This window comes from Micromonospora siamensis (genome assembly GCF_900090305.1).
Lineage (GTDB): Bacteria > Actinomycetota > Actinomycetes > Mycobacteriales > Micromonosporaceae > Micromonospora > Micromonospora siamensis.
Window position 1 is genome coordinate 1,094,042 of sequence record NZ_LT607751.1, and the last position, 23,677, is coordinate 1,117,718.

Annotated in this window: 24 protein-coding genes, 1 tRNA gene and 2 pseudogenes; 15 read left to right on the top strand and 12 right to left on the bottom strand. The window is 71.9% G+C overall.

The window, feature by feature from the left end:
• Nucleotides 1-29 precede the first annotated feature (29 nt).
• Nucleotides 30-863: a PSP1 domain-containing protein gene (locus tag GA0074704_RS05100; RefSeq protein WP_088969425.1), complete on the top strand. Its 834-nt coding sequence runs from the start codon at nt 30-32 to the stop codon at nt 861-863.
• Between the two features lie 222 nt (nt 864-1,085).
• On the opposite strand, the gene GA0074704_RS05105 is transcribed toward GA0074704_RS05100, so the two are convergent.
• Nucleotides 1,086-2,966, bottom strand: coding sequence for a metallophosphoesterase family protein (locus GA0074704_RS05105; protein ID WP_377471278.1), 1,881 nt, complete (start codon nt 2,964-2,966; stop codon nt 1,086-1,088).
• A 12-nt stretch (nt 2,967-2,978) separates the two neighbouring features.
• Here GA0074704_RS05105 and GA0074704_RS05110 point away from each other — a divergent pair.
• Nucleotides 2,979-3,052: transfer RNA gene (locus tag GA0074704_RS05110), tRNA-Thr, on the top strand.
• A 17-nt stretch (nt 3,053-3,069) separates the two neighbouring features.
• On the opposite strand, the gene GA0074704_RS05115 is transcribed toward GA0074704_RS05110, so the two are convergent.
• The 4 genes from GA0074704_RS05115 to GA0074704_RS05130 are packed head-to-tail and all read right to left on the bottom strand — an operon-like array spanning nt 3,070 to nt 5,154.
• Complete coding sequence (locus GA0074704_RS05115; protein WP_231926761.1) at nt 3,070-3,339, bottom strand: tyrosine-type recombinase/integrase; 270 nt, start codon at nt 3,337-3,339, stop codon at nt 3,070-3,072.
• Nucleotides 3,340-3,341: 2 nt separating this feature from the next.
• Complete coding sequence (locus tag GA0074704_RS05120) at nt 3,342-4,256, bottom strand: protease inhibitor I9 family protein (RefSeq protein WP_157743597.1); 915 nt, start codon at nt 4,254-4,256, stop codon at nt 3,342-3,344.
• Between the two features lie 23 nt (nt 4,257-4,279).
• A complete protein-coding gene (locus GA0074704_RS05125; RefSeq protein WP_157743598.1) occupies nt 4,280-4,486 on the bottom strand; it encodes a hypothetical protein in 207 nt (68 codons plus the stop codon).
• Between the two features lie 29 nt (nt 4,487-4,515).
• The gene (locus GA0074704_RS05130) at nt 4,516-5,154 is read right to left on the bottom strand and encodes a class I SAM-dependent methyltransferase (protein ID WP_088969429.1); all 639 of its coding nucleotides are present in this window, start codon (nt 5,152-5,154) and stop codon (nt 4,516-4,518) included.
• An 87-nt stretch (nt 5,155-5,241) separates the two neighbouring features.
• On the opposite strand from GA0074704_RS05130, the gene GA0074704_RS29845 reads away from it, so the two are divergent.
• From GA0074704_RS29845 to GA0074704_RS05155, 5 genes are all read left to right on the top strand, one after another.
• The gene (locus GA0074704_RS29845) at nt 5,242-5,679 is read left to right on the top strand and encodes a sigma factor (protein ID WP_088969430.1); all 438 of its coding nucleotides are present in this window, start codon (nt 5,242-5,244) and stop codon (nt 5,677-5,679) included.
• 81 nt (nt 5,680-5,760) lie between these two features.
• Nucleotides 5,761-6,162 carry a DUF805 domain-containing protein gene (locus tag GA0074704_RS05140; RefSeq protein WP_088969431.1) on the top strand — a complete coding sequence of 134 codons (402 nt, stop codon included), beginning with the start codon at nt 5,761-5,763 and terminating at the stop codon, nt 6,160-6,162.
• 165 nt (nt 6,163-6,327) lie between these two features.
• Nucleotides 6,328-6,819 (top strand): SRPBCC domain-containing protein, encoded by a 492-nt coding sequence (locus GA0074704_RS05145; RefSeq protein WP_088969432.1) that lies wholly within the window; start codon nt 6,328-6,330, stop codon nt 6,817-6,819.
• Nucleotides 6,816-7,196, top strand: a complete 381-nt coding sequence (locus tag GA0074704_RS05150; protein WP_088969433.1) for an ArsR/SmtB family transcription factor — start codon at nt 6,816-6,818, stop codon at nt 7,194-7,196. Before GA0074704_RS05145 ends, GA0074704_RS05150 begins: the two co-directional genes overlap by 4 nt.
• Nucleotides 7,189-7,632, top strand: a complete 444-nt coding sequence (locus tag GA0074704_RS05155) for an SRPBCC family protein (RefSeq protein ID WP_088969434.1) — start codon at nt 7,189-7,191, stop codon at nt 7,630-7,632. The genes GA0074704_RS05150 and GA0074704_RS05155 overlap by 8 nt, the downstream gene beginning before the upstream one ends.
• A gap of 165 nt (nt 7,633-7,797) precedes the next feature.
• On the opposite strand, the gene GA0074704_RS05160 is transcribed toward GA0074704_RS05155, so the two are convergent.
• Nucleotides 7,798-8,172, bottom strand: coding sequence for a PH domain-containing protein (locus GA0074704_RS05160; protein ID WP_088969435.1), 375 nt, complete (start codon nt 8,170-8,172; stop codon nt 7,798-7,800).
• Between the two features lie 143 nt (nt 8,173-8,315).
• On the opposite strand from GA0074704_RS05160, the gene GA0074704_RS05165 reads away from it, so the two are divergent.
• The 3 genes from GA0074704_RS05165 to GA0074704_RS05175 all read left to right on the top strand — a co-directional run bounded on the left by GA0074704_RS05165 (nt 8,316) and on the right by GA0074704_RS05175 (nt 12,739).
• The gene (locus GA0074704_RS05165; RefSeq protein ID WP_088969436.1) at nt 8,316-8,861 is read left to right on the top strand and encodes a GNAT family N-acetyltransferase; all 546 of its coding nucleotides are present in this window, start codon (nt 8,316-8,318) and stop codon (nt 8,859-8,861) included.
• A 182-nt stretch (nt 8,862-9,043) separates the two neighbouring features.
• On the top strand, nt 9,044-11,920 hold the full coding sequence (locus tag GA0074704_RS05170) for a S8 family serine peptidase (protein ID WP_157743600.1): 2,877 nt from the start codon (nt 9,044-9,046) through the stop codon (nt 11,918-11,920).
• 111 nt (nt 11,921-12,031) lie between these two features.
• Nucleotides 12,032-12,739 carry a hypothetical protein gene (locus GA0074704_RS05175; RefSeq protein ID WP_088969438.1) on the top strand — a complete coding sequence of 236 codons (708 nt, stop codon included), beginning with the start codon at nt 12,032-12,034 and terminating at the stop codon, nt 12,737-12,739.
• A 336-nt stretch (nt 12,740-13,075) separates the two neighbouring features.
• Here the strand turns inward: GA0074704_RS05175 and GA0074704_RS29325 are convergent.
• The 3 genes and pseudogenes from GA0074704_RS29325 to GA0074704_RS05190 form a co-directional block, all read right to left on the bottom strand.
• Nucleotides 13,076-13,525, bottom strand: a pseudogene (locus tag GA0074704_RS29325) (SRPBCC family protein); the annotation flags it as partial.
• Nucleotides 13,526-13,719: 194 nt separating this feature from the next.
• Nucleotides 13,720-14,439 (bottom strand): SAP domain-containing protein, encoded by a 720-nt coding sequence (locus GA0074704_RS05185; protein WP_088969440.1) that lies wholly within the window; start codon nt 14,437-14,439, stop codon nt 13,720-13,722.
• A 122-nt stretch (nt 14,440-14,561) separates the two neighbouring features.
• The gene (locus tag GA0074704_RS05190) at nt 14,562-15,179 is read right to left on the bottom strand and encodes a pyridoxamine 5'-phosphate oxidase family protein (RefSeq protein WP_172880422.1); all 618 of its coding nucleotides are present in this window, start codon (nt 15,177-15,179) and stop codon (nt 14,562-14,564) included.
• 161 nt (nt 15,180-15,340) lie between these two features.
• On the opposite strand from GA0074704_RS05190, the gene GA0074704_RS05195 reads away from it, so the two are divergent.
• Genes GA0074704_RS05195 through GA0074704_RS05205 form a run of 3 tightly spaced genes read left to right on the top strand, consistent with a single transcriptional unit; the run spans nt 15,341 to nt 17,519 of the window.
• The gene (locus GA0074704_RS05195) at nt 15,341-15,850 is read left to right on the top strand and encodes a DUF2231 domain-containing protein (RefSeq protein ID WP_088969442.1); all 510 of its coding nucleotides are present in this window, start codon (nt 15,341-15,343) and stop codon (nt 15,848-15,850) included.
• Entirely contained in the window at nt 15,847-16,392 is a 546-nt protein-coding gene (locus tag GA0074704_RS05200; RefSeq protein ID WP_088969443.1) for an Hsp20/alpha crystallin family protein, read from the top strand. The genes GA0074704_RS05195 and GA0074704_RS05200 overlap by 4 nt, the downstream gene beginning before the upstream one ends.
• A gap of 5 nt (nt 16,393-16,397) precedes the next feature.
• Nucleotides 16,398-17,519, top strand: coding sequence for a glycosyltransferase family 9 protein (locus tag GA0074704_RS05205; protein WP_088969444.1), 1,122 nt, complete (start codon nt 16,398-16,400; stop codon nt 17,517-17,519).
• Here the strand turns inward: GA0074704_RS05205 and GA0074704_RS05210 are convergent.
• Together GA0074704_RS05210 and rfaE2 are read right to left on the bottom strand one after the other, a co-directional pair.
• On the bottom strand, nt 17,494-18,366 hold the full coding sequence (locus GA0074704_RS05210; protein WP_088969445.1) for a glycosyltransferase family 2 protein: 873 nt from the start codon (nt 18,364-18,366) through the stop codon (nt 17,494-17,496). The two genes, GA0074704_RS05205 and GA0074704_RS05210, sit on opposite strands and share 26 nt — an antisense overlap.
• Entirely contained in the window at nt 18,363-20,249 is a 1,887-nt protein-coding gene (gene rfaE2, locus GA0074704_RS05215; protein WP_088969446.1) for a D-glycero-beta-D-manno-heptose 1-phosphate adenylyltransferase, read from the bottom strand. The genes GA0074704_RS05210 and rfaE2 overlap by 4 nt, the downstream gene beginning before the upstream one ends.
• Before the next feature lie 143 nt (nt 20,250-20,392).
• On the opposite strand from rfaE2, the gene GA0074704_RS05220 reads away from it, so the two are divergent.
• A complete protein-coding gene (locus GA0074704_RS05220; protein WP_088969447.1) occupies nt 20,393-20,941 on the top strand; it encodes a type 1 glutamine amidotransferase domain-containing protein in 549 nt (182 codons plus the stop codon).
• Nucleotides 20,942-21,146: 205 nt separating this feature from the next.
• Nucleotides 21,147-22,823 (top strand): MDR family MFS transporter, encoded by a 1,677-nt coding sequence (locus tag GA0074704_RS05225; RefSeq protein WP_088969448.1) that lies wholly within the window; start codon nt 21,147-21,149, stop codon nt 22,821-22,823.
• Nucleotides 22,824-22,832: 9 nt separating this feature from the next.
• Here the strand turns inward: GA0074704_RS05225 and GA0074704_RS05230 are convergent.
• A pseudogene (locus GA0074704_RS05230) lies at nt 22,833-23,492 on the bottom strand (LysR substrate-binding domain-containing protein); the annotation flags it as partial.
• Nucleotides 23,493-23,677: the final 185 nt, after the last annotated feature.

Here is a 23,677-nt window from a genome sequence, read left to right on the forward strand (position 1 = left end):
GGGCCGGACGCGGGACGTATGGTGAGGGGATGGGCATGCTCTGCGCGGTCAGCTTCAACCGGTACGGGCGCCTCTACTACCTCGACCCGGGCGAGTTGAACCCGCAGGTGGGCGACAAGGTGCTGGTCCCCACCGACGACGGCCCCGAGGTGGCCGAGTGCGTCTGGGCCGCGCAGTGGGTCGGCGAGGACACCGACGGTTTCCCGAAGCTGGTCGGCCTGGCCCGGGAGGACGACCTGCGCCGGGACGAGACGCTGCGGCGGCGCAAGGCGGACGCCAAGGTCGCCGCGAAGCGGCTGATCCGGGAGCACGGCCTGCCGATGAAGGTGGTCGCCGTGGACCACGTCCTCGGCCCCGCCGAGGGCGGCGGTGAGCGGACCACGGTCTACTTCACCGCTCCGCACCGGGTGGACTTCCGGTCGCTGGTCCGGGACCTGGGCGCCACCCTGCACTGCCGGGTCGAGCTGCGCCAGCTCTCCGCGCGGGACTCGGCCCGGGTGCAGGGCGGCATCGGCTCGTGCGGCCGGGACCTGTGCTGCGCCACCTTCCTCAAGGACTTCGAGCCGGTCACCATCCGGATGGCCAAGGACCAGGACCTGCCGCTCAACCCGCTGCGCATCTCCGGGGCGTGCGGCCGGCTGATGTGCTGCCTGAAGTACGAACATCCGCTGTACGCCGAAAGTGGCAGTTACCCATCTCCAGGTCAGCGAATCGAGACCCCTGATGGCCTGGGGAAGGTTGTGTCCCGGCATCCGCCGAGCGAGACCGTCACTGTTCGGCAGATCTCCGGTGGGGAGACCAAGCGGTGTTCCCTCTCCGACGTCTGCGGTTCCCGCCGCGCCTACGACTCGGGGACCAGCTGAGCGACCGCCATCGACCCTTGCTACGACCCGGCAGCCCGTTCGATGGGGGGATCGGGGCGCCGGCCAACCCGCCGAACCCTCACTGCGACCACGCCGGTGAGAACTCAACCTCGATCAAATCGGCCTTCCAGATCGGCTGGCCGTTCTTCGGCCTTCCCTTGCCTCTTTGTCGGATCATGATTGCATCGAAGGCGCTCCGCAGTACCTGGCGCTGCTCGCCAGTCAGGAGAGGGTGATGGGGGGCTCGGCCAGGTGGGGGGTCAGGGGGGTTTCCGGGGTCAGCCAGGAGGCGGTGGGGGACTGGTCGGGGTTGATCTGCCAGTTTCGGGAGACTCGGTCGACCGCGATCGGGTAGATGGTGAGCGTGCCGTCGGGGTCGATGCGCAGGCGGAGGAAGGACTTCGAGTCCTCGATGCCCTGCGCGGCGAAGAGCTCGTTGACGTTCACCCCGAACGCCCCCGCCACCAGCAGGTACGCCGCCACCAGCTCGGCGGCGACGAAGCCGATCACCGGCCCGTACACGACCGCGGCGGCGACCGCCGGCAGCGGCCAGGGCCACCCGTAGAACGGCAGCATCAGCCACACCCAGGTGCCGACGGCGGCCAGCGCCAGGTGCGCCAGGCCGTGGCTGACGCCGAGGATCCAGTGCCGGGCGTGCCGTTTGCCGCCGGCGCTGGGGGGCTTGGCGAAGAAGGCGGCGCCGAGCAGCGTCACCACCAGCATGATCATCAACGGTACGCTGAACAGTCGCTGCTCCGTCGTGCCGGCCCGGTCGTTGGCCACCCCGGCCATCGCCAGCATCAGCAACGTGTGCAGGGTGCCGAGCAGGGTGGTGAAGCCCGGGTTGCGGAACGGCAGCCGGGCGAAGATCCCCCAGCCGTACCGCCGTGAGCGGGCCTTCTCCGGGAACCGGGCGACCAGGTCGTACTCGCGGGTGACGCTGGCCCGCCGGGCGAGGGTGTCCCGCGGCGGCACCTCGATCCGCTCCGGCAGCATGTGCGTGGGGTAGAGGTACGCGCCGCCGCCACCGCAGGTGATCAGCTGCCGCTCCGGGCCGGCGTACCGGGCGTAGTGGTGCAGGTCGCCGGAGAGCAGCAGCCGCACCTGCGCCCCGGTCGGGGCGACGATGGTCCGCACGAAGTAGTCGATCGAGTCGTACGCCGTGGGGTGGTCGACGGCCTTGACCCAGGTCGGCGCCGGCACCGCCAGGATCACCCGGCTCTGCGCGGTCAGCTTCTCCGCCACCTCGTCGAAGTAGCTGAGCTGCGGGTCGTCCAGGTACGAGCCGGACTGGTCGTCCAGCCCCAGCAGCCACCAGTCGGCCGGCAGCTCGATCGCGAAGTACGACCGGGACTGGCCGGTGCCCCAGCCGCCGAAGTGCCGGTCCCGGGACCGGACGAAGAGCCGCAGGAACGCGGTCAGGCCGTCGTACCAGTCGTGGTTGCCGGGCACCGCGAACAGCGTCGGCCGGTCGGGCGGGCTGGCCGGCAGCGCCGCCTGGTACGGCCCCTTGCAGCGGTCCTCGTAGGCCGCGTAGCTGGCCGACGGGTAGACCTGGTCGCCTCCCATCACCAGGGTCTGCGCCCGGGGCAGCCGCTGCCCGTCCACCGTCAGCTCCGGCTGGGCCAGCAGATAGGCGATCGAGTAGGTGGCGTTGAAACCGTCACCCAGGTCGGCCACGTAGTCCAGCCACAGACCGCCGTCCGGCCCGACCTGCTTGGAGATCTTCGCGTCCAGCGCGTTCTGCAGCTCCCGCTTGTCCAGGTACGCCCCGAAGAGCATCGCCAGCAGCGTTCGGATGCCGGTGCTGATCAGCAGGAACGGCGCCAGCCACGGCACCGGCTTGCGGGGCGTGAAGCCCAGCTCCAGCGGATCGGTGCTGCGCGGCCGATGAGCGGCCCGAGGCAGCTCGCTGCGCTCGGGCCCGGCCGGTGCGTCGGGCTGGTCGGGGTTCCCGGCCGGTACGCGATCGTCGGTCACGGGCGGGAGCGTACGCCCGGATCGCGGGGGAGCGCTGTCCGCCGGGCGACCGAACGTGCCTCGATGTCCGGATCCCGGGGTTGGGGTATCCGGTTCGGCTGTCCGGGGTGGGGTGCCGTACACTTGACGATCGTTGCCGCCTTAGCTCAGTCGGCTAGAGCGACGCACTCGTAATGCGTAGGTCGACGGTTCGATTCCGTCAGGCGGCTCGGTACGGAAGCCCAGGTCAATGACCTGGGCTTCGCCGTTTCCCGAGGTCGACAACACCGTCGCGGTCCGCAACCAGTCCCGCATCCCGCGCCGCGACCGCCTCGTCCAGCCGGGTGGCGACCGCGTCCAGGTCGTCACCGAGGAGGCCCCCGTACGCGTCCAGCGTCATCGACGCCGAGGCGTGCCCGAGCATCCGCTGCACCGCCTTGACGTTGGCGCCCGCCGCCACGGCCAGACTCGCCGCCGTGTGCCACAGGTCGTGCGGAGTCAGGCCCGCCAGCCGCACGATCAGCAGTCCAGCACGGCAGTCGCATTGTCCTCGATCTGCACCACGTCGGGGTCCCGGCGCAGAGCTTGAACCTGAGCGTCAGTCATGTCGGCGGAGAAGCTGTTGATGAAGTCGAACACTCTGCTCGGGGAGACCCCGGCTCGCGCGGCGACGGTGAGCGGATCACCGCTGCAACGAACGCCAACTATGTACTCGCCATCGACGCGCCGTTCCTGTGGGGCACGGAAATGCGGTGCAAGCCGCTCGGGGTCGGGCTCGATGCGATCGATGTCGGGGTCTTCGGAAAGTGCCGGCCCCCCGGCCCTCGGCGACTGTTCCAACTGCAGGCCGGTCAGCCTGACGCCGAATCCCCACGAGGCGACGATGCGGTACAAGCCGTCGGGCGAGAGCTGGTGCCGACTGAGTATCTGATACAGATCGACTCCCGGCTTGACGATGACGAGGTAGTCGTTCTCAGCGGAGCGCCTCGCATACAGCGCCTCCAACGAGTGCGGCTCGGGTTTCGACTCGTTTTCGATGGCGTTCAGCATGGCGGTGGGGTCGTAGCCTCGCTCGCGCGCCTTGATGGCGAGATGCGCCGGAGGGCGGCGGCGCAGCTGCGCGGACGCCTGCGTCCCCCTCGACTTGTGCATGCCTTCGAGGCTCAATTCGTCGAAGGGGTGCCAGGGCTGATAGGCGTTGGGATATTCGGCCCGCAACGAGTCGTGGTCTGCCGGCAGATCCTGCACCGCGACCCTGATCGAACGCACCGAGCGCGTCGGCAGACTCGCCGACCCGCCAGCCGGATCACGGACGAAGACGAAGTCCGGTGTCATCGTCACGAAATGAGCCGGATACGACCGAACCTCGCCATCTTCCTGCTCGATCTCCACCATGTACGGCAGATACACCGTCGGATCCGGCCACTCCGTCATCAGTGCCTCCCCTGTGAATCCCATTACGACCGGTTGCCGGTAGTGATCAGGAGCTTGCCGGTCACCCCGACCACGGCGAGGACGACGGCGACGGCGAGCAGGTGGAGACGCGGCCGGGGCGCCCGCACGACGTACGTCAGCAGACCGCAGGCTCCGCTGAGGACCGCCATCGCGTACCACTGGAGAGTCGTCGGGGTGACCCGCCCGATGAAGAGCATCCAAGTGGCCATTTCGGCGCCTCTCCGGCGGTAGTCGAGGGTCAGCGGAGGAAGCTGAAGACCACCTCCGTGGCGTCCAGCGGCCGGGGCGCGCCCTCCAGCCGGTGAACGCCCACCGAGAACCGTACGCCGTCGGGAGCGTGGAAGGCCTCCTCCACGAAGCCGGCCTCGCGGAGCCAGGCCCGGATGGCGGGGTTCAGGTCGGGTGCGCGACGTGCCCTGGTCCAGATCACGGTGGCGCCGGCCGCACACAGTTGGGGCAGGGCGGCGACCGTTCGTCGTACGTCGGAGTCGGAGATGTTGCCGAAGACCCCGACCATGAGCACGAGATCCGCGGGAACCGCCCCGACATACGACGAGAGGTCTCCGGCGTCCGCCTGCCTGACCGCGAGGTTCGACAGCCCGGCCCGGTCGGCGGCGGACCGGGCCGCGCCCACGTTGCGCTGGTCGTACTCGATGAGGGTGCACCGGACGCGACGGGCGTCCGGGCGTGCGGCCAGGACGCCCACGAGGTCGTGGCCCTGCCCCGCGCACGCGCTCACCACGGTCAGCCGCTCCTCGGAGCGCTGGTCCAGCCACGAGGCGATGTGCTGCTGGACCAGCCGCAGCCGACGCGACAGTGGAGAGTCCGGGTCGGCGTAGGGCTCGTGCCACGCCTGCCAGTCGGTTCGGGCGGTCATCCGGCTCACCCTGCCAGAAGGAGGCCGCCGACGATGCCCGTCCGGGCCGGGGGAACCATCGGTCGGGTCCAGGGCCCTCAATAAGGTATGGGCTTGCTTCGCAGGGCGGAACCCGACGGCTACGAGGAGTTCGTCGCCGGCCGGTACCGGGAGATCGTCCGATTCGGCGCACTGCTGGCCGGTGACACACGGTTGGGTGAGGATCTCGCCCAGGAGGGCCTGATCGCGGCCTACCGGTCGTGGCATCGGCTGGACGTGCCCCAGGGGCGACCGGAGGCGTACGTCCGGCAGGTGATGGTCCGTACCGCGATGCGTGCCAGGCGCCGGCGCTGGCGGGGCGAGGTCCGACCGGGGAGTTGCCGGACCGGTCCGGGCGGGACTTCGCGGATCAGTCGGATCTCAGTGTGCTGGTGCTGGCCAGTCTGCGCTGGCTCCCCGCCGACCAGCAGGCGATCTCGACCGGGGGCGGCCGGGTCCGGGTCCCGGCCGGGCTGGGCCAGTCAAGGGCAGCCGAAAGGCCGTTGACCGGGCGCTGGTCACCTGCTTTGCTGCGTCGCGATTGACCTTGCAGGTCTTTCGCTGACCTCTCACCACTTTGGAGCTGCCATGTCCCCCATTGATGCCGTCAAATCGGTCTTTTCCAATTACGCGAGCTTCGGCGGTCGGGCCCGCCGGTCCGAGTACTGGTGGTTCGCCCTCTTCTCCTGGGTCGTCAGCATTGTCGCCAGCGTCCTTGACGGTGCGTTCGGCACCCAGATGGGTTCGGGTTCGCTCGGCGTGATCGGACTGATCGTCACCCTGGCTCTCCTGCTGCCGAGCATCGCGGTCGCCGTGCGGCGGCTGCACGACACCAACCGCGCGGGCTGGTGGCTGCTGATCGCGCTCATCCCGCTGGTCGGTGCCATCGTCCTGATCGTGTTCTTCGCGATGGAGGGCACCCGTGGCGAGAACCGGTTCGGCGCGGACCCGAAGACGGCCTCCTACGGTGTCGCGCCCGGTATCGCCTGACACGACTGATCGCCTGAGCTGAGTCGGCTCAGGCGCCGGCCGGCGGTGGAGGGGGAAGCCCGTCCACCGCCGGCCACTTTTCGCAACCAATCGTTGCGCATGTGCCGTCGGCTCCCTAGAGTGACAAGCAACCAAAGGTTGCTCTAGTGACGAGGAGAGCCGGGCATGGAGTACGGGAGCATCGAGCGGGAGATCCACGTGGACGCGCCACCGGAAACGGTGTTCGACGTCGTCAGCAACCCCGCCCACATCCGCGACTGGTGGAACGCCGAGACCGACATCGAGCCGGTCGCCGGCAGCACCGGCGAGTTGACCTGGCGCGACGAGGCGACCGGCCGGACGGACGTCGTACCGATCACCGTGGGGGAGGTGCGACCGCCCCGGCTCTTCTCGTTCCGCTGGACGCAGGACGCCGGCCAGGCCGCCACCGCCGGCAACTCGCTGCTCGTGACCTTCGAGCTGACCCCGGCGGGTGACGGCACCCTGCTCCGGCTCACCGAGACCGGTTTCCGCGAGCGCGGCTGGGAGATCGCCGTGCTGGAGAAGGCGTACCACGAGCACGTGACCGGCTGGGACTTCTTCCTGCCGCGGATCGCCGAGCGCGCCGCCCGCGTACCCGGGACGGAGCGCGACGACCGCGAGCCGGTACGGCCGTGACCACCCTCATCGACGACGACCTGTGGTCCGCGGTCGGCGACCCCACTCGCCGTCGCCTGCTGGACCGGCTGCTCAGCGACGGCGCCGGCACGGCCACCAGCCTCAGCGAGCACCTGCCGGTCACCCGGCAGGCGGTCGCCAAACACCTCGACGTCCTCGACCGCGCCGGGCTGGTCCACGCGACGAGCGTCGGGCGGGAGAGGCGCTACCGGGTGGACGACGCCCAGCTCGCCCGCGCGGTCGCCCAGCTCGCCTCGGTCGGTGCGGCCTGGGACGCCCGACTGCGCCGGATCAAGACGATCGCCGAGGCGGTCCACCGCTCCCGGCAGCCCCACCCGCACCCCGACCACGAGAAAGAGGGGAACGACCATGCCTGAGATCCTGCACCGCGTCGGCGCCACCGCTACTCCGGAGAAGGTGTACGACGCACTGACCACCCGGGACGGTCTGGCCGCCTGGTGGACCACCGACACCACGGGGGACGTCGCCGTCGGCGGCACCATCCAGTTCCGCTTCGGCGAGCCGGGCGGATTCGACATGAAGGTGCTCGACCAGCGGCCGAACGAGCGGGTCGAGTGGGAGGTCACCGACGGGCCGGCCGAGTGGATCGGCACCCGGGTGATCTTCGACCTGAAGCGGGCCGGTGACTGGACGATCGTGCTGTTCCGGCACGAGGGCTGGGCCGAGCCGGTCGAGTTCATGTACCACTGCAGCACCAAGTGGGCCACGTTCCTGGTGAGCCTGAAGCAGCTGATGGAGACCGGCATCGGTGCTCCGCACCCGCACGACGTCCGGATCAGCGACTGGCACTGACCCGTCGTCGCCGACCAGTCCTCGGACTACCCGGGCGCTGCGACTTACCGGAGGGCGCGTCCGCGACCCGACAAACCGTCGACGGTACGGGCCGCGGCCGCGCTCCGGTGGGCGACCGCCGATCACAGTGGACCTGCGGGGTAGCACTGCTCCTCTACGGGCGGCTCACAGGACGTACGAGGCGACAAGCTGGCCGAGCTGTCGGATGTCCGAGCTGCCCTTGAACTCGAGGCGTACCTTGCCCAGACCGCTGAACCAGAGGTCGAGTTCAGCGTCGAGGTCGAAGGTGCCGGCGGTCTCGACGGAGAACGCCTGGATCCGGCTGTAGGGCAGGGAAGTGAAGTCCCGCTTCTTGCCCGTGATCCCCTGGACGTTCACCGCGATCAGCCGCTTGTCGGTGAAGACGACGAAATCGCGCGCGGCCTTGAAGCACGAGACCACCCGTTCCTGGGGGATCAGGAGCGGCGCGACCAAGGGGCCGAGTTCGTCGGCGCTGGCCGGGTGAAGCTTGAACACTGAGCCGTTGGAGAAGTCGATCATGAGCGGGGAGTGTAGCCGCCCCGCGTGGGACGTCCGGTAGCCCGCCGGATCGCCCATCGGCCTGCGGACCGCCGGACCGGCCGTCACCGGACGAGCGGAAAAACGTCCGCTCGAGCCGGACCGGACCTCGATACAGTGCGCGGATGTTCTCGATCGCACTAACCGAGGGCGCCGAGTTGCGCCCGCTGGAGCCGTGGCAGGCCGAGGAGTACCTCGCCCACATGGACCGGGCCCGCGCCGCCGTCGACCCGTGGATCCCGTGGGCCAGCCGGGCCACGGACGTGGAGTCGGCGCGAGCCATCCTCCAGCGCTTCGCCGACCTGGCCGCCCGGGACGCCGGCCGGCTCTACGGCATCTGGCTCGACGGCACCCTGGTCGGCGGCACGATGTTCGTCTCCTTCGACGCCGCCGCCGGCACCTGTGAGCTGGGCTGCTGGCTGGAGCCGGCCGGGCAGGGCCGCGGCCTGATCACCCGGGCGGCCGGGCACCTGGTCGACTGGGCGGTGCGGGTGCGCGGCATTCACCGTGTCGAGTGGCACTGCCGCCCGGAGAACGTCGCCAGCAGCAACGTGGCGCGGCGGCTGGGCATGCGGCGCGACGGCGTGCTCCGCGAGGAGTTTCTCCACCAGGGCGTACGCCATGACACGGAGGTGTGGTCGCTGCTGGCGCGGGAGTGGACGGACCGCTGAGCCGGAGACACGCGACCGTCGCGGGACCGCGCGCGTCTCGTCGCTACGGTATCGTCCCATCGGTCAGGTGGTGGACCAGCCGTTCGTTGCTGTCACGGTTCGTCGATCTCTGCCAAACTGCGGTGACCGTCGCCCCACCGGGTCGACCGGTTTTCTCCTTCCCTTATTCACGGGGGTTCTTCTTGGCTCTCCGCCGTTCGGCGGTGGCCGCGCTCGCCCTGGCCGTCACCGGGACCATCGTCCCCTCGGTGGCCGCCGCCCAGGCCGCGCCGTCGCCCGACCACCCGCAGCTCAAGAACATGCAGATCCCGCGGCCGGAGCGTGCCGCCGCGGCTGACAAGCCCGAGTTCGACCCGCACACCGTGCTGGTCAAGTTCAAGTCGGGCACCAGCAAGTCCGCCAAGGACCGGGCGGTGTCCCGGCGCAGCGCGCGCGTCGCGGCCAAGGTGGAGGGCACCGAGTACGTCAAGGTGCGCACCGACGGCTCGGCGCAGGATCTGCTGACCACGCTCCGCAAGGACCCTGCGGTCGTGAAGGCGACCTTGGACTACCGGCGGTACGCCACCACCACGCCGAACGACCCGGCCTACGTCTACGGTGACCAGGGCTACCTGAACACCGTACGGATGGCGGATGCCTGGAGCATCTCCCAGGGCACGACCTCCCAGGTCATCGCGGTGCTCGACACCGGTGTGATGACCACCCACGAGGACCTGCTCGGTCGGGTGGTGAGTGGATGGAACGCCATCTCGCCGGGCTCCTCGTGGAGCGACAACAACGGCCACGGCACCGAGGTGGCGGGCATCGCCGGCGCGGCGACCAACAACGGCATCGGCATCGCCGGCACCGCCTGGTCGAGCAAGATCATGCCGGTGAAGGTGCTGGACGCCGACGGCGGCGGCACCGACTCGACCATCGCCGCAGGCATCAACTGGGCGACCGCCCACGGCGCGAAGATCATCAACCTGTCGCTGGGCGGCACCGAGGACAACCCGGTGCTGCACGACGCGATCAAGGCCGCCACCGCCAAGGGCGTCCTGGTGGTGGCGGCAGCCGGCAACGACGGCGACGACACCCCGCAGTACCCGGCGGCGTACCCGGAGGTCCTCGCGGTCGGTGCCACCGACGGTCGCGGCCGGATCACCGACTTCAGCAGCAGCGGCGACTGGGTGGACGTGGCGGCCCCGGGCTTCCACCTCACCAGCACCGCCTGGCACCCGGCCCACCCGACCGAGAACGACTGGTACGTCATCGGCGACAGCCAGGGCGGGGCCAGCGGCACGTCGTTCTCCGCCCCGATGGTCGCCGGCATCGCCGCGCTGGTGCGTACCCGGAACCCGAAGATGACCCCGGCCCAGGTGCTGGCCCGGATCAAGGCCACGGCTCGGGACGCCGGCCCGCGCGGCATCGACCCGTACTACGGCGCGGGCATCGTCGATGCCAACAACGCGGTCGGCGGCCGGTGGGCGGCCGAGTTCCCCCAACTCACCATCGGCGACTCCAACGAGACCCCGGCTCGGGCCACCGTTCTGCCCAACTACGGGACCTCCACCAACGCGAGCATCGGTGTCGAGGGTGACCTGGACTGGTACCGCATCGACGGTGCTCCCGGTCAGCGGTGGCGGGTGCAGGTCGCCCCGCCGGCCTACAACTCGGTGGCCCCGCAGAGCACCGACCCGGTGGTGGCGCTCTACGACGCCGACCTGAAGCTGATCGACGAGGTCGACGCGTACGGCCCGGGCGCCACCGAGCAGGTCGTCGGCACGCCCGGCACGGGCACCTTCTACATCCGGGTGCGCAACTACAACGGTGCCCGCGACGCGGCGAACTACATCCTCTCCACCTTCCCGGACGGCACCGCCACGCCGTCCACGCCCGGCGCGCAGGAGTGGGTGCGCAACGTGACGCCCACGCCGTACATCAACAGCCAGTCCCTGGCCACCCGGCCGACGGTGACGTTCGCCCGGAACGTGGACCCGGCGTCGGTGACCACCGGCACGGTGAAGCTGGTCAACGGGCGTACCGGTGCGACGGTGGCGGGCACGCCGACGCTGAGCGGGTCCACCGTGACCTTCACGCCGGCTGCCCCGCTGCTGGACTACACTCCGTACCGGATCGTGGTCGACGGCGTCCGGGACACCGCCGGCAACACCCAGGCGACGCCGTACTCCAGCGTCTTCCGGACCGTCGACACCGTGCCCGGCAAGGTCGGCTCGCTGACCGCCAAGGGCGTCTACCGGGGTGTCAACCTCAGCTGGACGCTGCCGAACATCACCGACCTGGACCACGTCGTCGTCCGGATGTCCCCCGGCCCGTCGGCGCCGGCCGGACCCACGTACGGCACCGGGTTGTACGCCCCCAACAACACGGCCGCCGCCGTCGCCAACCTGGTCCCGGGCCAGACCTACGCGTTCGGCATCTGGGTGGTGGACCGCTCCGGCAAGGTCAGCGGCGTCGCCGGCATCCGCGCCGTCGGCACCGCGACCAGCATCTCCAGCAACACCACCTCGATCGCGTACGGCGGCACGGTGACCGTGACCGGCAAGGTGACCCGCGTGGACACCGGCGCCGGCATCGCGGGCGCCAAGGCGGAGCTGCACGCCCGCCGCAAGGGCACCACCACGTTCGTGGTGGTCGGCACGGCCACCTCCGCCGCCGACGGCACCCTGTCGTTCGCGCACAAGCCGTCGGGGGCGCTGGAGTACAAGTGGGTCTACCGGGGCGGTAACGGCCTGATCGGGGCGGCCAGCGGCCTGCGCGGCGTCTGGGTCGCCACCACGGTGTCGGCGACGCTGTCGGCGACGTCGATCCCGCTGGGCGGCTCGGTGTCGCTGACCGGCAAGGTCGCCCCCAGCCACGCCGGCCAGGCGGTCTACCTGCAGCGGTCGGTCAACGGGGCGTGGCACGACGTGATCGGGGCGAAGCTCTCGGTGACCAGCGCGTACTCGTTCGCCATCAAGCCGACCGCGAAGGGCACCTACACCTACCGGGTGCGCAAGCCGGGTGACACCGACCACGCGATCGGCTACAGCTCGCCGGTCAGCTTCAAGGTGTACTGATCCCATCCGGACTCGCGCCCCCGCCGCAGCTCGCGGCGGGGGCGCGATCCGTTATCCGACCCGGTGCAGTCGCCTTTGAGACAGAGTGCGGCGAGCGCCGTCTCGGATTACGTGGGCAACCTGACCCCGGGTACGACCTACTCGCTCTCCGCCTGGACGTTGGACACCTCCGGCCGGTACAGCCCGCGGGTAACCACCCGCGCGGTCGGCACCCGCACCACCATCTCCAGCAACGTGACGACCCTCTACTACGGCCAGTCGTTCGTGCTGACCGGGCGGTTGACCCGCGTCGACTCCGGAGCCGGGGTGCCGGGGGCCCTGGTGGAGCTGCAGGCCCGGCGCCTGGGCACCACCAGTTTCCAGGTGGTGGCCACGGGGCGTTCCAGCAGCACCGGCGGGCTCTCCGCCAACTTCATTCCGCAGTGGGGCACGGAGTACAAGTGGGTGTACCGGGGGAGTTCGGGCGGTGGTCAGAACTCGTCCGGCGACTCGCTGATCGGCCAGGCCAGTCCGTTGCGCACCATCTCGGTGACCTCCCTGGTCTCCACGTACCTGCCCGTGGACAAGATCACCTTGGGGCAGTCGGCGGTGCTGTCCGGCACCGTCGCGCCGAACCACGCCGGCCAGGCGGTCTACCTCCAGCGCCTGGACAACGGCGCGTGGAAGGACGTGGCGGGCACCAAGCTCTCCTCGACCAGCGCGTACTCGTTCACCCTGAAGCCCTCGGCGAAGGGGACGTACTACTACCGGGTCCGCAAGCCCGGTGACGTGGACCATCTGGTCAGCTACAGCAACCGGCGCACCCTGACGGTGAGCTGACGCGACGACGAAGCCCCCGGCCGCAGCACGCGGTCGGGGGCTTCCGTGTTCCGGTCAGAACGTGCGGCCCGGGTTGCTGCCCGTGATCGGGTGGTCCGGGTCGGCCACTGGCACGACCTCGGTCTCGGTGACCACGTAGTCGGGCTCGCTGACCGTCGTCCGGTCGACGTCCTGGCTGCCGTCGGAGCGGTGCTTCGCGGCGGCGGCGGCGGCGATCCCGGCCGCGGCGGCCGCGGCACCGGCGGCGACCGTCCTGCCGGAGACGCCAGCCTTGCCGCTGTCACCCCGGGACGCGGGGGCGTCCTCGACGCCGGGCGTCCCGACGGAGAGGCCGTCGTTGACCGAGCCACGCCACCCGCCGCTCTCGGCGCCCCGGCTCTCGATGTACGACCGGAACTTCTCCAGATCCGACTCGGCCTGCTTCTCGACGATGTTCAGCGCGTCGCCGGCCTTCTCGACCAGGCCCTCCGGCTCGTACTCCAGGTGCAGCCGCACCGCGGTGCGGCCGGGGCCGAGCGGCTCGAAGTAGACGGCGCCGGCGTTGGTGGCGCCCTCGGTGGCCGCCCAGGCGACCTTCGTGTCCGGCACCTGCTCGAGGATCCGCGCGTCCCACTCACGCTTCACGCCGCCGATCTGGGCGGTCCAGTGCAGCCGCTTGTCGTCGAGCTGGCGGACCTCCTTGACGCCGCCCATGAAGCGGGGGAACTCCTCGAACTGCGTCCACTGGTTGTAGGCGGTGCTGACCGGGACCTGCACCTCGATGGACTTCTCGACCTTCGTGGTCATCGCGATTTTCCTCCCTCGTCAGTCGAACCGCTCTCGGCGGGGTGCCAGAGCCGTCCTCGTCACGGAAATCCGTACCCGCATCCGCCGGAGCAAACCCGAACGACCGAAAAGGACCAGAAGGCGGTCCCCGGGTACGGCGGAGGCCCAGGGCAACGCGCTGACCTGGGCCTCCGGGCCGATGAGGGACGTACGCCTCAGCCGTCCTCGCGGTCCGGGCTCTCCAGCCGGAAGAAGTTGCTCTGTCGCCCGTCGGAGCGCTCCTCCTGGAAGATGAAGTTCAGCCGGCGCGCGTCGAAGGCGCGGAACCACTCGTCCCAGCTGATCTCGGTGAGCCGGCTCTCCCGGCCGCCCGCCGGGAAGTCGAGGCGCAGGACGCCGACGTGCCCGTCGTGCTCGCTGCCCTCCACCGTGCACGGCACGCCCTTGCGCGCCTCGGCCCACTGCCGGATCACGTCGTGATCGGTGGTGACCAGGCTGCGGCCGGGACGTTCCGGCTGGTCGTCGATGGAGGTGATCTCCTGCGAGTACTTCACCGAGCTGGAGGTGTGCGACCCGGTACGCGCGCCGCCGCCGGTGGGCGTCGAGCCGCCGGACGACTTCGCGCTGCCGGACGACTTCGCGCTGCCGGACGACTTCGCGCTGCCGGACGACTTCGCGCTGCCGGACGACTTCGCGCTGCCGGGGGACTTCGCGCCGCCCTTGCCGGAGTGCTCGTCCTTGAGGCTCTTGACCAGCGTCTTCACCAGGTCGTCGTGGTGCATGTCGCGGGTGCCGGAGACGCCACGGCTGCGCAGCCGCTCCCGGAGCTCGTCGACCTTCAGCTTGGCGATCTCGCTCTCGTCGATGTCCGGGGTGTTCGGCGTCTGGTTGCCGGGCGGGTTCTTCGTCCCGGTCGAGCCGCTCTTCGTCGCCATGTGTCGTCATCCCTTTCTCGGCCCCGGTTGGGGGGTGCCGCGCCAGGACGCGGGACGGGCCGATTGCGACCCCATCTGTACCCAGCCCCGCCGGCTGAAACGCCCGACCGCCGGACGAGGGCTCAGCCGTAGAGCGTGCTGAGGTATCCCGGCCCGTAGTGCCGTTCCAGGTCGGCGAGGGTGTCGGCGGGCGCCTCCACCTCCTTGATCAGCTTCGCCCGGGTCGGCAGCACGTCCGGCTGCCAGGTCTCCGGCCGCCACAGCTCGGAGCGGAGGAACGCCTTCGCGCAGTGGTAGAAGATCTGCTCGACGGTGACCTCGACGGCCAGCACCGGGCGGTGTCCCTTGACGACCATCCGGTCGAACCAGGGCGCGTCGCGCAGCAGCCGGGCCCGGCCGTTGATCCGCAGCGTGTCGGTGCGCCCGGGGATCAGGAAGATCAGCCCGACGTGCGGGTTGTCGAGGATGTTGCGGTAGCCGTCCGCGCGCCGGTTGCCCGGCCGCTCCGGGATGGCGATGGTGGTGTCGTCCAGCACGTGGACGAAGCCGGCCGGGTCGCCCTTGGGGGAGACGTCGCAGCTGCCGTCCGCGCCCGCCGTGGCGACCAGGCAGAACGGCGACGCGGCCAGCCACTGCCGGTCCCGCTCGTGCAGGACCGCCCGGTCCTTGGCCACCGTTCGGGGCATCGGGGCCCCCAACAGCTCGCGCAGCTCCTCGTGCGACCCGATCTCTTCCGTCACGTGATCCTCCCCCGTCCGTTGACCATGGTGGCGGAGCCGGTCATGCCGGTGGGCCGCCGGCATCAGCCTAGGAGAGCGCGTCGAACGCGAGGTTTGCCCACGAACGGCATGGGTACCGCCTCACACGCAGCGCGCCCGGACGCGAACCGTGGAGGCCCGAGATGGAGAGCCGACTCAAGGTACTGGGCCACCCCGTGCACCCCATGCTGGTGATGTTCCCGGTCGCCCTCCTGGTGACCGGCACCATCTTCGACATCATCGACATCGCCGGCGGTCCCGACTTCCTCGCCGAGGTGGCGTACTGGAACATCACCGTCGGTCTGATCGGTGGCCTGCTCGCCGCGGTGGCCGGCGCGTTCGACCTGCTCGCCATCCCGGCCGGCACCCGCGCCAAGCGGGTCGGGGTCACCCACGCCGGAGCCAACCTCGCGGTGATCCTGCTCTTCGCCGCCGTCTGGGCGGTCCGGCTCAACGCCGACTCCCGGGCCGCCGGAGGCGCGTTGGTCGCCATCGAGGTGGTCGGCCTGGCGCTGCTCGGCGTCAGCTCCTGGCTCGGCGGGGAACTGGTCGACCGGCTCGGGGTGGGCGTGGACCGCGACGCGCACCTGGACGCGCCCAGCTCACTGCGGCCGACGGCCGCCGGACAGCAGCGGATGGGAGACAGGCGATGACCGAACAGGGCGGTGCCGGGTTCGGCCGCGGGTGGCGGGGCCGGCAGCAGGGTTGGGACCCGATGGGCGAGTTGCAGTCGCTGCGCTCCGAGCTGAGCCGCCTGGTCGGCGGGCGCGGCGGCGGAGCTTCGCCGGACGTCGAGCTGGCCGAGACCACGGACGGCTGGGAGGTGCTGGTCCGGCTGCCCGGGGTGGCGCCGGAGGAGGTCGCCGTCGAGCTCGACGACCGGGAGCTGTGCGTACGGGCCCGCTCCGAGGCGGAGGTCAACGCCGACCAGGGCATCCCCGGCGGCTTCGAGACCCGGGGCTTCGAGTACCGGGTGGACCTGCCGTCCCGGGTCGACCCCGACGCCATCGACGCGGTGATGGACCACGGCCTGCTCCGGGTGCACCTGCCCCGCGCGAAGCGTCCCGCCCCCCGCACCATCACCGTCGGCCGCACCGGCCCGCGTACGAGCCGGGCCGTCTCCCACGCCGACCCGGCCGCCGACCGGGAGCTGCACCACCCCGACACCACCGTCGGCGAGATCGACCGGCCCTGATCCGCATGGTGAACCCCGCCCTGCTCGGGCCGGTCGGCGAGCCCGTGCCCGACGTCGAGCGGATCGCCGTGCTGCGCGCCAACGCCCTCGGCGACTTCATCTTCACGCTGCCCGCGCTGGATTCGCTGCGGGCCGCGTACCCGGAGGCGGAGATCGTGCTGCTCGGCGCGCCGTGGCACGCGAAGCTCCTGCGCGACCGGCCCGGCCCGGTGGACCGGGTGCTGGTGGTGCCCCCGGCGACCGGCATCCGGGCGGCCGACCCGGGCGAGCCGGAGGTCGCGCGGGAGGACTTCCTGACCGTGGCCCGGGCGGAACGCTTCGACCTGGCCCTCCAGATCCACGGCGGCGGCGCCAACTCGAATCCGCTGGTCGCGGGCCTCGGCGCCCGGGTCACCGCCGGGCTGCGGGCCGAGGACGCGCCGCCGCTGGACCGCTGGATCCGGTACGTCTACTACCAGCACGAGGTGATCCGCTACCTGGAGGTGGTGGCGCTGGTCGGCGCCCCGGCCAGCACCGTCATCCCGGCTCTGGCCGTCACCGACGCCGACCGCGCGCAGGCGCGGCAAGTGCTCGGCGAGCCGGACCGGCCCCGGGTGGCGCTGCACCCCGGCGCCACCGACAGCCGCCGCCGCTGGCCCCCCGAGCGCTTCGGCGAGGTGGCCCGCGCGCTGGCCGGCGACGGCTACGACGTGCTGGTCACCGGCACCCCGTCGGAGCGGGAGGTGGTCGACCGGGTGGTCGCCTCGGCCGGGGTGCCGGTCCGGGCGGAGGTCGGCACGCTCGGCCTGGGCGGGCTGGCCGCCGCGTACGAGGGGTGCACGCTGGTGGTCTCCAACGACACCGGGCCGCTGCACCTGGCCGGCGCGGTCGGCACCGCCACCGTCGGCGTCTACTGGGTGGGAAACCTGATCAACGGGGCGACGCCGCTGCGCGCCCGGCACCGGCCGATCGCCTCGTGGACCACCAACTGCCCGGTCTGCGGCGTCGACTGCACCCGGGACATCTACCCGCACCGGCCCGGCGACGGCGGCTGCGAGCACCGCGACTCGTTCGTCGCCGACGTCCCCGTCGTCGAGGTCCTGGAAGCCGCCGCCGACCTGCTCAGCAACCCACCTCGGACTCGGTGAGCACCACCTGCCACGCCTCGACGTCCCGCTCGGTGACCGTGGTCGGGGCCTCCAGGTGGTACGCGCCGCTGGGCAGCACCCCCGCGCCGCCGTACCGGTCGAGCACGGCGAGCTGGGCGGCCACGTCCTCGCCCTGGTGCCGCTCGGGCAGCCGGTGCCAGAAGTCGAAGCCGCCCACGTCGACCAGCTTCGCCCGGTCGTAGAGCACGCAGCCGCCGATCCAGGAGACCTTGTACGCCCGCCACTCCCCGGGCGCCAGGTCCAGTCGCTCGGTCACGTGCAGCAGGTTCGCGGCCGGGTGGATGGTGGCCCGGTCCCACTCCGGGGTGCCGGGTCGCACCCGCTCCGGGACGGGCGGGCCGTCCCACTCCTCGTAGTGCCGGTGGGTCTCCGGGCGCACGTCGTCGGCGTACGACAGGCCGTGCACCGCGTTGCCGACGAAACCGCAGCCCAGCTCGCGGATCGCGTCGACCAGCCGGCGCAGCGTCCCCGGCTCCAGCCAGACGTCGTCGTCGAGGCAGAGGACGTACCGGGCGGCCGAGGCGGCCAGCAGGTAGGCCCGGTGCTCGGCCAGCCCGCGCCGGGGCAGCCGCCGGGTGAGCAGCACCGGGTTGCCGCGGTGGCGCAGCGCCCGGGCCATGGTGGCCGCGGCCGGGGCGGCCCACGCCGGTTCGCCGTCGGACTGGTCGCTGACCACCACCCCGAAGCCGGGTACGTCCTCCTGGGCGGCCAGCCCGGAGAGGGTGACCGCCAGCTCGGCGGGGCGGTTGCGGGTCGGGACCAGCACGTCCAGCAGCCGGGGCACCCGGAACATCTCCGGGTTGCCGGGGTCGAGCGGTCGGTTCACGGTCGGCGCCTGCCCGTCGTCGGGGCGGTGACACCGTCGCGGGCGGCGGCCGGCGAGCCGTCGCGGGCTGCGGAGGGTGAGCCGTCGTGCGCGGCGGCGCGGATCCGGTCGATGATCGCCGAGGTGGAGCGGTCCGGCACGTACCCGAGGGTGCGGACCTGCCCGCCCAGCCGGCGGACCAGCGGCGCCTCCGGCACCATCTCCGGCGGGTAGTCGCCGCCCTTGACGTACACGTCGGGCCGGACGGCCTCGATCAGCGCGGCCGGCGAGTCCTCCTCGAAGACCACCACGTGGTCCACGCAGGAGAGCGCGGCGAGCAGGGTGACCCGGTCCTCGACCGGGTTGACCGGCCGGTCCGGGCCCTTGAGCCGGCGGACGCTGCCGTCGGAGTTGACCGCCACCACCAGCAGGTCACCGAGGGCGCGGGCCTGTTCCAGGTAGCGCACGTGCCCGGGGTGCAGCACGTCGAAGCAGCCGTTGGTGAAGACCACCGAGCGGCCGGCCACCCGGTGCTCGGCGACCAGCGTGGCCAGCTCGTCCGCGTCGACCAGCACCGGGCCGTCCGGGTCGCCACCGGGGTCGCCGAGCGCGGTGAGCAGGTCCTCCCGGCGGCAGACGCAGGTGCCGGTGTCGGAGACGGTGACGGTGGCGGCGAGCTGCGCCAGTTGGGCGGCGGTCGGCAGGGCCGCGTCGGCGGCCAGCGCCAGCGTCATCGCCGCCAGGTACGCGTCCCCGGCGCCCACGGCGTGGCTCGCCGGGACCGGGGTGCTGTGGCTGCGGCGAGGTGTGCCCTCCGCGCCGCCCACCACCGCGCCGTCGGTGTCCAGGGTGACCGCGACGACGTCCGCGCCGGTGTGCGCCCGCAGCTCGGCGAGCCGGGCCTCGGCCAGGACCGCCCGGTCCACCCCGTCCCCGGCGGCGGCGTTCACCGTCACCCCGGTGCCGGTGACGCTGAGCCCGTCCCCGGTCATCGCCACCCGGCTCTCCGCAGGCGTCGGCTCGCCGGTGGGAGCGCCCGCCGCGGCGGCGCCCCAGGGGCCGTTCGGGTCGTACCGGCCGGCGTCGGGGACGAAGCGTTCCCCGGCGCCACCCGGGGCCGCCCCGACGATCAGCTCGGACGGGCCGTCGTCGGCCGGCTCGGCGTCGGCGTGGTTGAGGTGCGGGCGGGCCTGCGGTGGGCTGCCGAAGCCGACGGCGGCCCGGGCCAGCAGGCGGGTGGCCTCGGCGAAGCTGGGGGTGACCACGGTCGGGGAGAGCCCGTGCCAGTCGGCCAGGTCGTGCGCGTCCAGCGCGACCGTGGCGTACCGGTCGCGGTTGGCGACCAGCCAGGCCCGGACCACCTCGGGCAGGGCGCCCAGCCCGTAGTCGCAGACCACCAGCGTGGGTGGCACGCCACCGCCGGCCGCGCGCAGCTCCTCGGTGGCGCACTCCAGCGCCGTGATCAGCCGGGCCACCCCGTCGGAGTCCAGCGGGTCGTCCGGGTCACCGGAGTCCTCCCGGAGCAGGATCTGGTTGCCGGCGAGCATCCGGCGCTTGACCGGCGTGGGCCGGCCCTCCTGGCCCACCGTACGGTCCCAGACGCCCGCCCGGTCCAGGCAGTCGTGCAGTTCGTCGCCGGCCACGTCCGCGCCGACCGGGGCCACCAGCACCGCCCGGCCGCCGAGCGCGGCGACGTTCACCGCCGTGTTGGCGGCTCCGCCCGCGGCGGAGATCCGGCGGCGCAGGGTGAGTACCGGGGCGGGCGCCTCCCGGCAGAGCCGTTCGGACTCGGCGAACCGCCACTCGTCGAGCATGGCGTCGCCGACCACCAGGACGGGACGCCCCAGCCAGCTCTCCACGACGGTCGCGAGCCGGCGCTGCTCCGCTGCTGCTGCTCCTGCCATGCCCCTCCGGGTCCCCGCGCCGGTCCGGATCAAACCTGCGCGCATCGACCGGGGTCGTGAGGTGGCGCCCCCCACCCCGGGCCGGTGTTTCGGGCAAACCGCCCCGGGAACGAATCCAGGATCACCCCGGAGAGGAGTACGAGATGGCCAACGAACTACAGGGCAAGCGGATCGCCTTCCTGGCTGCCGACGGCGTCGAGGAGGTCGAGTACGTCCAGCCGCGCGAGGCGGTGGAGCAGGCCGGAGCGGCGGTCGAGCTGGTCTCGCTGAAGCCCGGCACGATCCAGTCCTTCAACCACCTGGACCAGTCCAAGACGTACGACGTGGACGTGACCGCCGCCGAGGCGGACGGCGGGGCGTACGACGCGCTGGTGCTGCCGGGTGGGGTGGCGAACCCGGACTTCCTGCGGACCGACCCGGAGGCGGTGCGGTTCGTGCGCTCGTTCTTCGACGCCGGCAAGCCGGTCGGCGTGATCTGCCACGGCCCGTGGACCATGATCGAGGCGGACGTGGTCCGGGGGCGCCGGATGACCTCCTGGCCCAGCCTGCGCACCGACCTGACCAACGCCGGCGCGAACTGGGTCGACGAGGAGTGCGTCACCGACAACGGCCTGGTCAGCAGCCGGAAGCCGGACGACCTGCCGGCCTTCTGCGCCAAGATCGTCGAGGAGTTCGCCGAGGGTCGGCACTGACCCTGTCCGGTGCGAACGCCCCGGAACGCGGCATCCCGGTCCGTCCCCAGGTTCGGGCGGCCCGAGTTGCCGCGTCCCGGCCCGTCCTGAGTTCGGGATGGCCCGGGATGCCGCATCCCGAGCGTGCCGCTGCTGGCGGGGCCCGGGGGCGAAGGGTTTTACCGAACCGGGCGCATGTTTCGCCGGGTGCGGGAAAGAAGGCCGGATGACCACGGAAGCTCCCGGCCGCCCGATGTTGACCGCCCGCCAGATCCGCCTGCTGATGTTCGGCCTGATGACCGGCATGCTGCTGGCCGCCCTCGACCAGACCATCGTGGGTACGGCGTTGCCGACCATCGTCGGCGAGCTGGGCGGCATCAACCACTACTCGTGGGTGGTGACCGCGTACCTGCTCGCCTCCACCGCCTCCACCCCGCTGTACGGCAAGATGGCCGACCTGTACGGGCGCCGTCCGGTCTTCCTCTTCTCGATCGGCACGTTCCTGCTCGGCTCGCTGCTGGCCGGGCTGTCGCAGGACATGACCCAGCTGATCCTCACCCGGGGCGTGCAGGGCATCGGCGCGGGTGGTCTGATGACGCTGGCGTTCACCATCATCTCGGACGTGGTCTCACCCCGGGAGCGGGGCCGCTACCAGGGGCTCTTCGGCGCCGTGTTCGGGTTGTCGTCGGTGGCCGGGCCGCTGGTCGGCGGCTACTTCGCGGAGACCAACTGGCGGTGGATCTTCTACATCAACGTGCCGCTGGCGATCCTGGCGATCGTGGTCTGCTACCACGTCATGCGGCTCATCCCGTTCCAGCGGCGCGAGCACGCCATCGACTGGGTGGGCGCCGGGCTGCTGGTCGCCGGGGTGAGCTGCCTGCTGCTCGCGCTGAGCTGGGGCGGCAACGAGTACGCCTGGGGCTCGGGCGTGATCATCGGACTCTTCGTGGCCGGGGCGGTGCTCGGCGCGCTCTTCGTGGCGCAGGAGGCCCGGGTGGCCGAGCCGATCCTGCCGCTGCGGCTGTTCCGCAGCGCCACCTTCGCGCTGGCCAACTCGGCGGGCTTCGTGCTCGGTCTGGTGATGTTCGGGTCGATCATCTTCATCCCGCTCTACCTCCAGATCGTCAAGGGCGCCTCGCCGACCCGCAGCGGTCTGCTGATGCTGCCGATGATGGCCGGCATCATCGTCACCTCGATCCTGACCGGCCGGGCGATGAGCCGGATCGGCCGGTACAAGTGGTTCCCGGTGGTCGGCTCGGCCGTGCTGGTCGCCGGGATGCTGCTGTTCCGGCAGCTCCAGGTGGACACCTCGCTCTGGGCGGCGTTCGGCTACATGGTGGTGATCGGCGTCGGGCTGGGGCTGTGCATGCAGTCGCTGATCCTGGCCGTGCAGAACGCGGTGGACGTGCGGGACCTGGGCGCCGGAACCTCCTCGGCCACCTTCTTCCGCTCGCTGGGCGGCTCGTTCGGCGTGGCGATCCTGGGTGCGGTGCTGTCGTCGCAGCTCACCGGTCAGCTGGCCGACCGGTTGCCGGCCGCGATCGGGCAGCTCCCGCCCGAGCAGCGGGCCGCGGTGGCCGCCGCCGGCGGCACCAACATCTCGATCAACGACCCGGCCAGCATCCTGGCCCTGCCCGCCCCGGTCCGGGCCGCCATCCAGGCCGCCTTCGTGGAGTCGCTGCACCTGGTCTTCCTGACCACCGGGCTGATCGCGATCGTGGCCGTGCTGGTCACCCTTGCCCTGCCGAACAAGGAGCTGCGCGGCGCCGGCCCGCAGGGCGCCACCGGCGGCGCCGACCCGCTCGGCGGCGAGGCCCCCGCACCCGGCGGCAAGCCCCTGACCAAGGAGTCCAAGACCGAAGCCGCCGCCGACATGGAGGCCAAGTCCCAGACCATGCTCTGACCCGGGTGCTCAGCCGGCGAGCAGGTCGAGGATGAGGGCCAGCGGCGGCCAGGCCGCCCGGCCGCGACGGACCACGGCGTACGCCCGCAGCAGCGCCTCCGGCCCGGTCAGCGGCAGCAGGCGTACGCCGGGCACGGTGGGCTGGTCGGCGGGGAGCAGGCCCACCCCGAGTCCGGCGACGATCAGGTCCTGGACCAGCTCCAGGCTGTCGGCGCGGTGCGCGATCCGCGGCTCGAAGCCGGCCATCGAGGCGATGGTGCGGACCACCACCTCGTCGGCCGTGTTCCGGGAGTTGACGATCCAGTCGGCGTCCCGAAACCGGGCGAAGACGGCCGCCGCGTCCGGCGCGGGTGAGCGGTCCCCGTCGGCTGCCGCGTCCCCGCCGGGCGGGGCCGGCAGGGGGTCCCGGGCTGCGGCGGCGCGGGCTGTCGTCAGGTCCTCGGCGGTGGACCTGCCGGGCGTGAGGTTCCCGGCGGGCACGCCGAGGTGCCAGGCGGCCGTCCACAGCCGGGTGGCCTGGACGGCGGGGTCGAACGGCGTCGGCGCCAGGTTGTAGTCGTAGACCAGGGCAAGGTCGACGTCGTCGGTGCCGAGCAGCGCGTACGCCTCGGCGGGTTCGTGCTCGTGGATGCGCAGCCGGACGCCCGGCCGGTCGGCGGCGAGCCGGGCGGTGAGCGGCGGACGGCGGTCGCGAAGCCGGCGACCCGGACCTCACCGGACGGTTCGGCCGCGGGGTCCAGATCCAGCCGGGCGGCATCGACGGCGGCGAGGATCGTCACCGCGTGGTCGGCCAGCCGCCGTCCGGCGGGGGTGAGCCGGACCCGGCACACGTGGACGCGAACGGTCGCCCCGGG

Bases quoted from the DNA above. Each gene is read 5' to 3' on its own strand.
- GA0074704_RS05185 (WP_088969440.1), bottom strand. From the start codon at position 14,439: ATGGCGACGAAGAGCGGCTCGACCGGGACGAAGAACCCGCCCGGCAAC.
- rfaE2 (WP_088969446.1), bottom strand. From the start codon at position 20,249: ATGGCAGGAGCAGCAGCAGCGGAGCAGCGCCGGCTCGCGACCGTCGTG.
- GA0074704_RS05145 (WP_088969432.1), top strand. From the start codon at position 6,328: ATGGAGTACGGGAGCATCGAGCGGGAGATCCACGTGGACGCGCCACCG.
- GA0074704_RS05195 (WP_088969442.1), top strand. From the start codon at position 15,341: ATGGAGAGCCGACTCAAGGTACTGGGCCACCCCGTGCACCCCATGCTG.
- GA0074704_RS05100 (WP_088969425.1), top strand. From the start codon at position 30: ATGGGCATGCTCTGCGCGGTCAGCTTCAACCGGTACGGGCGCCTCTAC.
- GA0074704_RS05200 (WP_088969443.1), top strand. From the start codon at position 15,847: ATGACCGAACAGGGCGGTGCCGGGTTCGGCCGCGGGTGGCGGGGCCGG.
- GA0074704_RS05120 (WP_157743597.1), bottom strand. From the start codon at position 4,256: ATGACGGAGTGGCCGGATCCGACGGTGTATCTGCCGTACATGGTGGAG.
- GA0074704_RS05225 (WP_088969448.1), top strand. From the start codon at position 21,147: ATGACCACGGAAGCTCCCGGCCGCCCGATGTTGACCGCCCGCCAGATC.
- GA0074704_RS05205 (WP_088969444.1), top strand. From the start codon at position 16,398: ATGGTGAACCCCGCCCTGCTCGGGCCGGTCGGCGAGCCCGTGCCCGAC.
- GA0074704_RS05155 (WP_088969434.1), top strand. From the start codon at position 7,189: ATGCCTGAGATCCTGCACCGCGTCGGCGCCACCGCTACTCCGGAGAAG.
- GA0074704_RS05130 (WP_088969429.1), bottom strand. From the start codon at position 5,154: ATGACCGCCCGAACCGACTGGCAGGCGTGGCACGAGCCCTACGCCGAC.
- GA0074704_RS05165 (WP_088969436.1), top strand. From the start codon at position 8,316: ATGTTCTCGATCGCACTAACCGAGGGCGCCGAGTTGCGCCCGCTGGAG.
- GA0074704_RS05125 (WP_157743598.1), bottom strand. From the start codon at position 4,486: ATGGCCACTTGGATGCTCTTCATCGGGCGGGTCACCCCGACGACTCTC.
- GA0074704_RS29845 (WP_088969430.1), top strand. From the start codon at position 5,242: ATGGGCTTGCTTCGCAGGGCGGAACCCGACGGCTACGAGGAGTTCGTC.
- GA0074704_RS05220 (WP_088969447.1), top strand. From the start codon at position 20,393: ATGGCCAACGAACTACAGGGCAAGCGGATCGCCTTCCTGGCTGCCGAC.
- GA0074704_RS05160 (WP_088969435.1), bottom strand. From the start codon at position 8,172: ATGATCGACTTCTCCAACGGCTCAGTGTTCAAGCTTCACCCGGCCAGC.
- GA0074704_RS05140 (WP_088969431.1), top strand. From the start codon at position 5,761: ATGTCCCCCATTGATGCCGTCAAATCGGTCTTTTCCAATTACGCGAGC.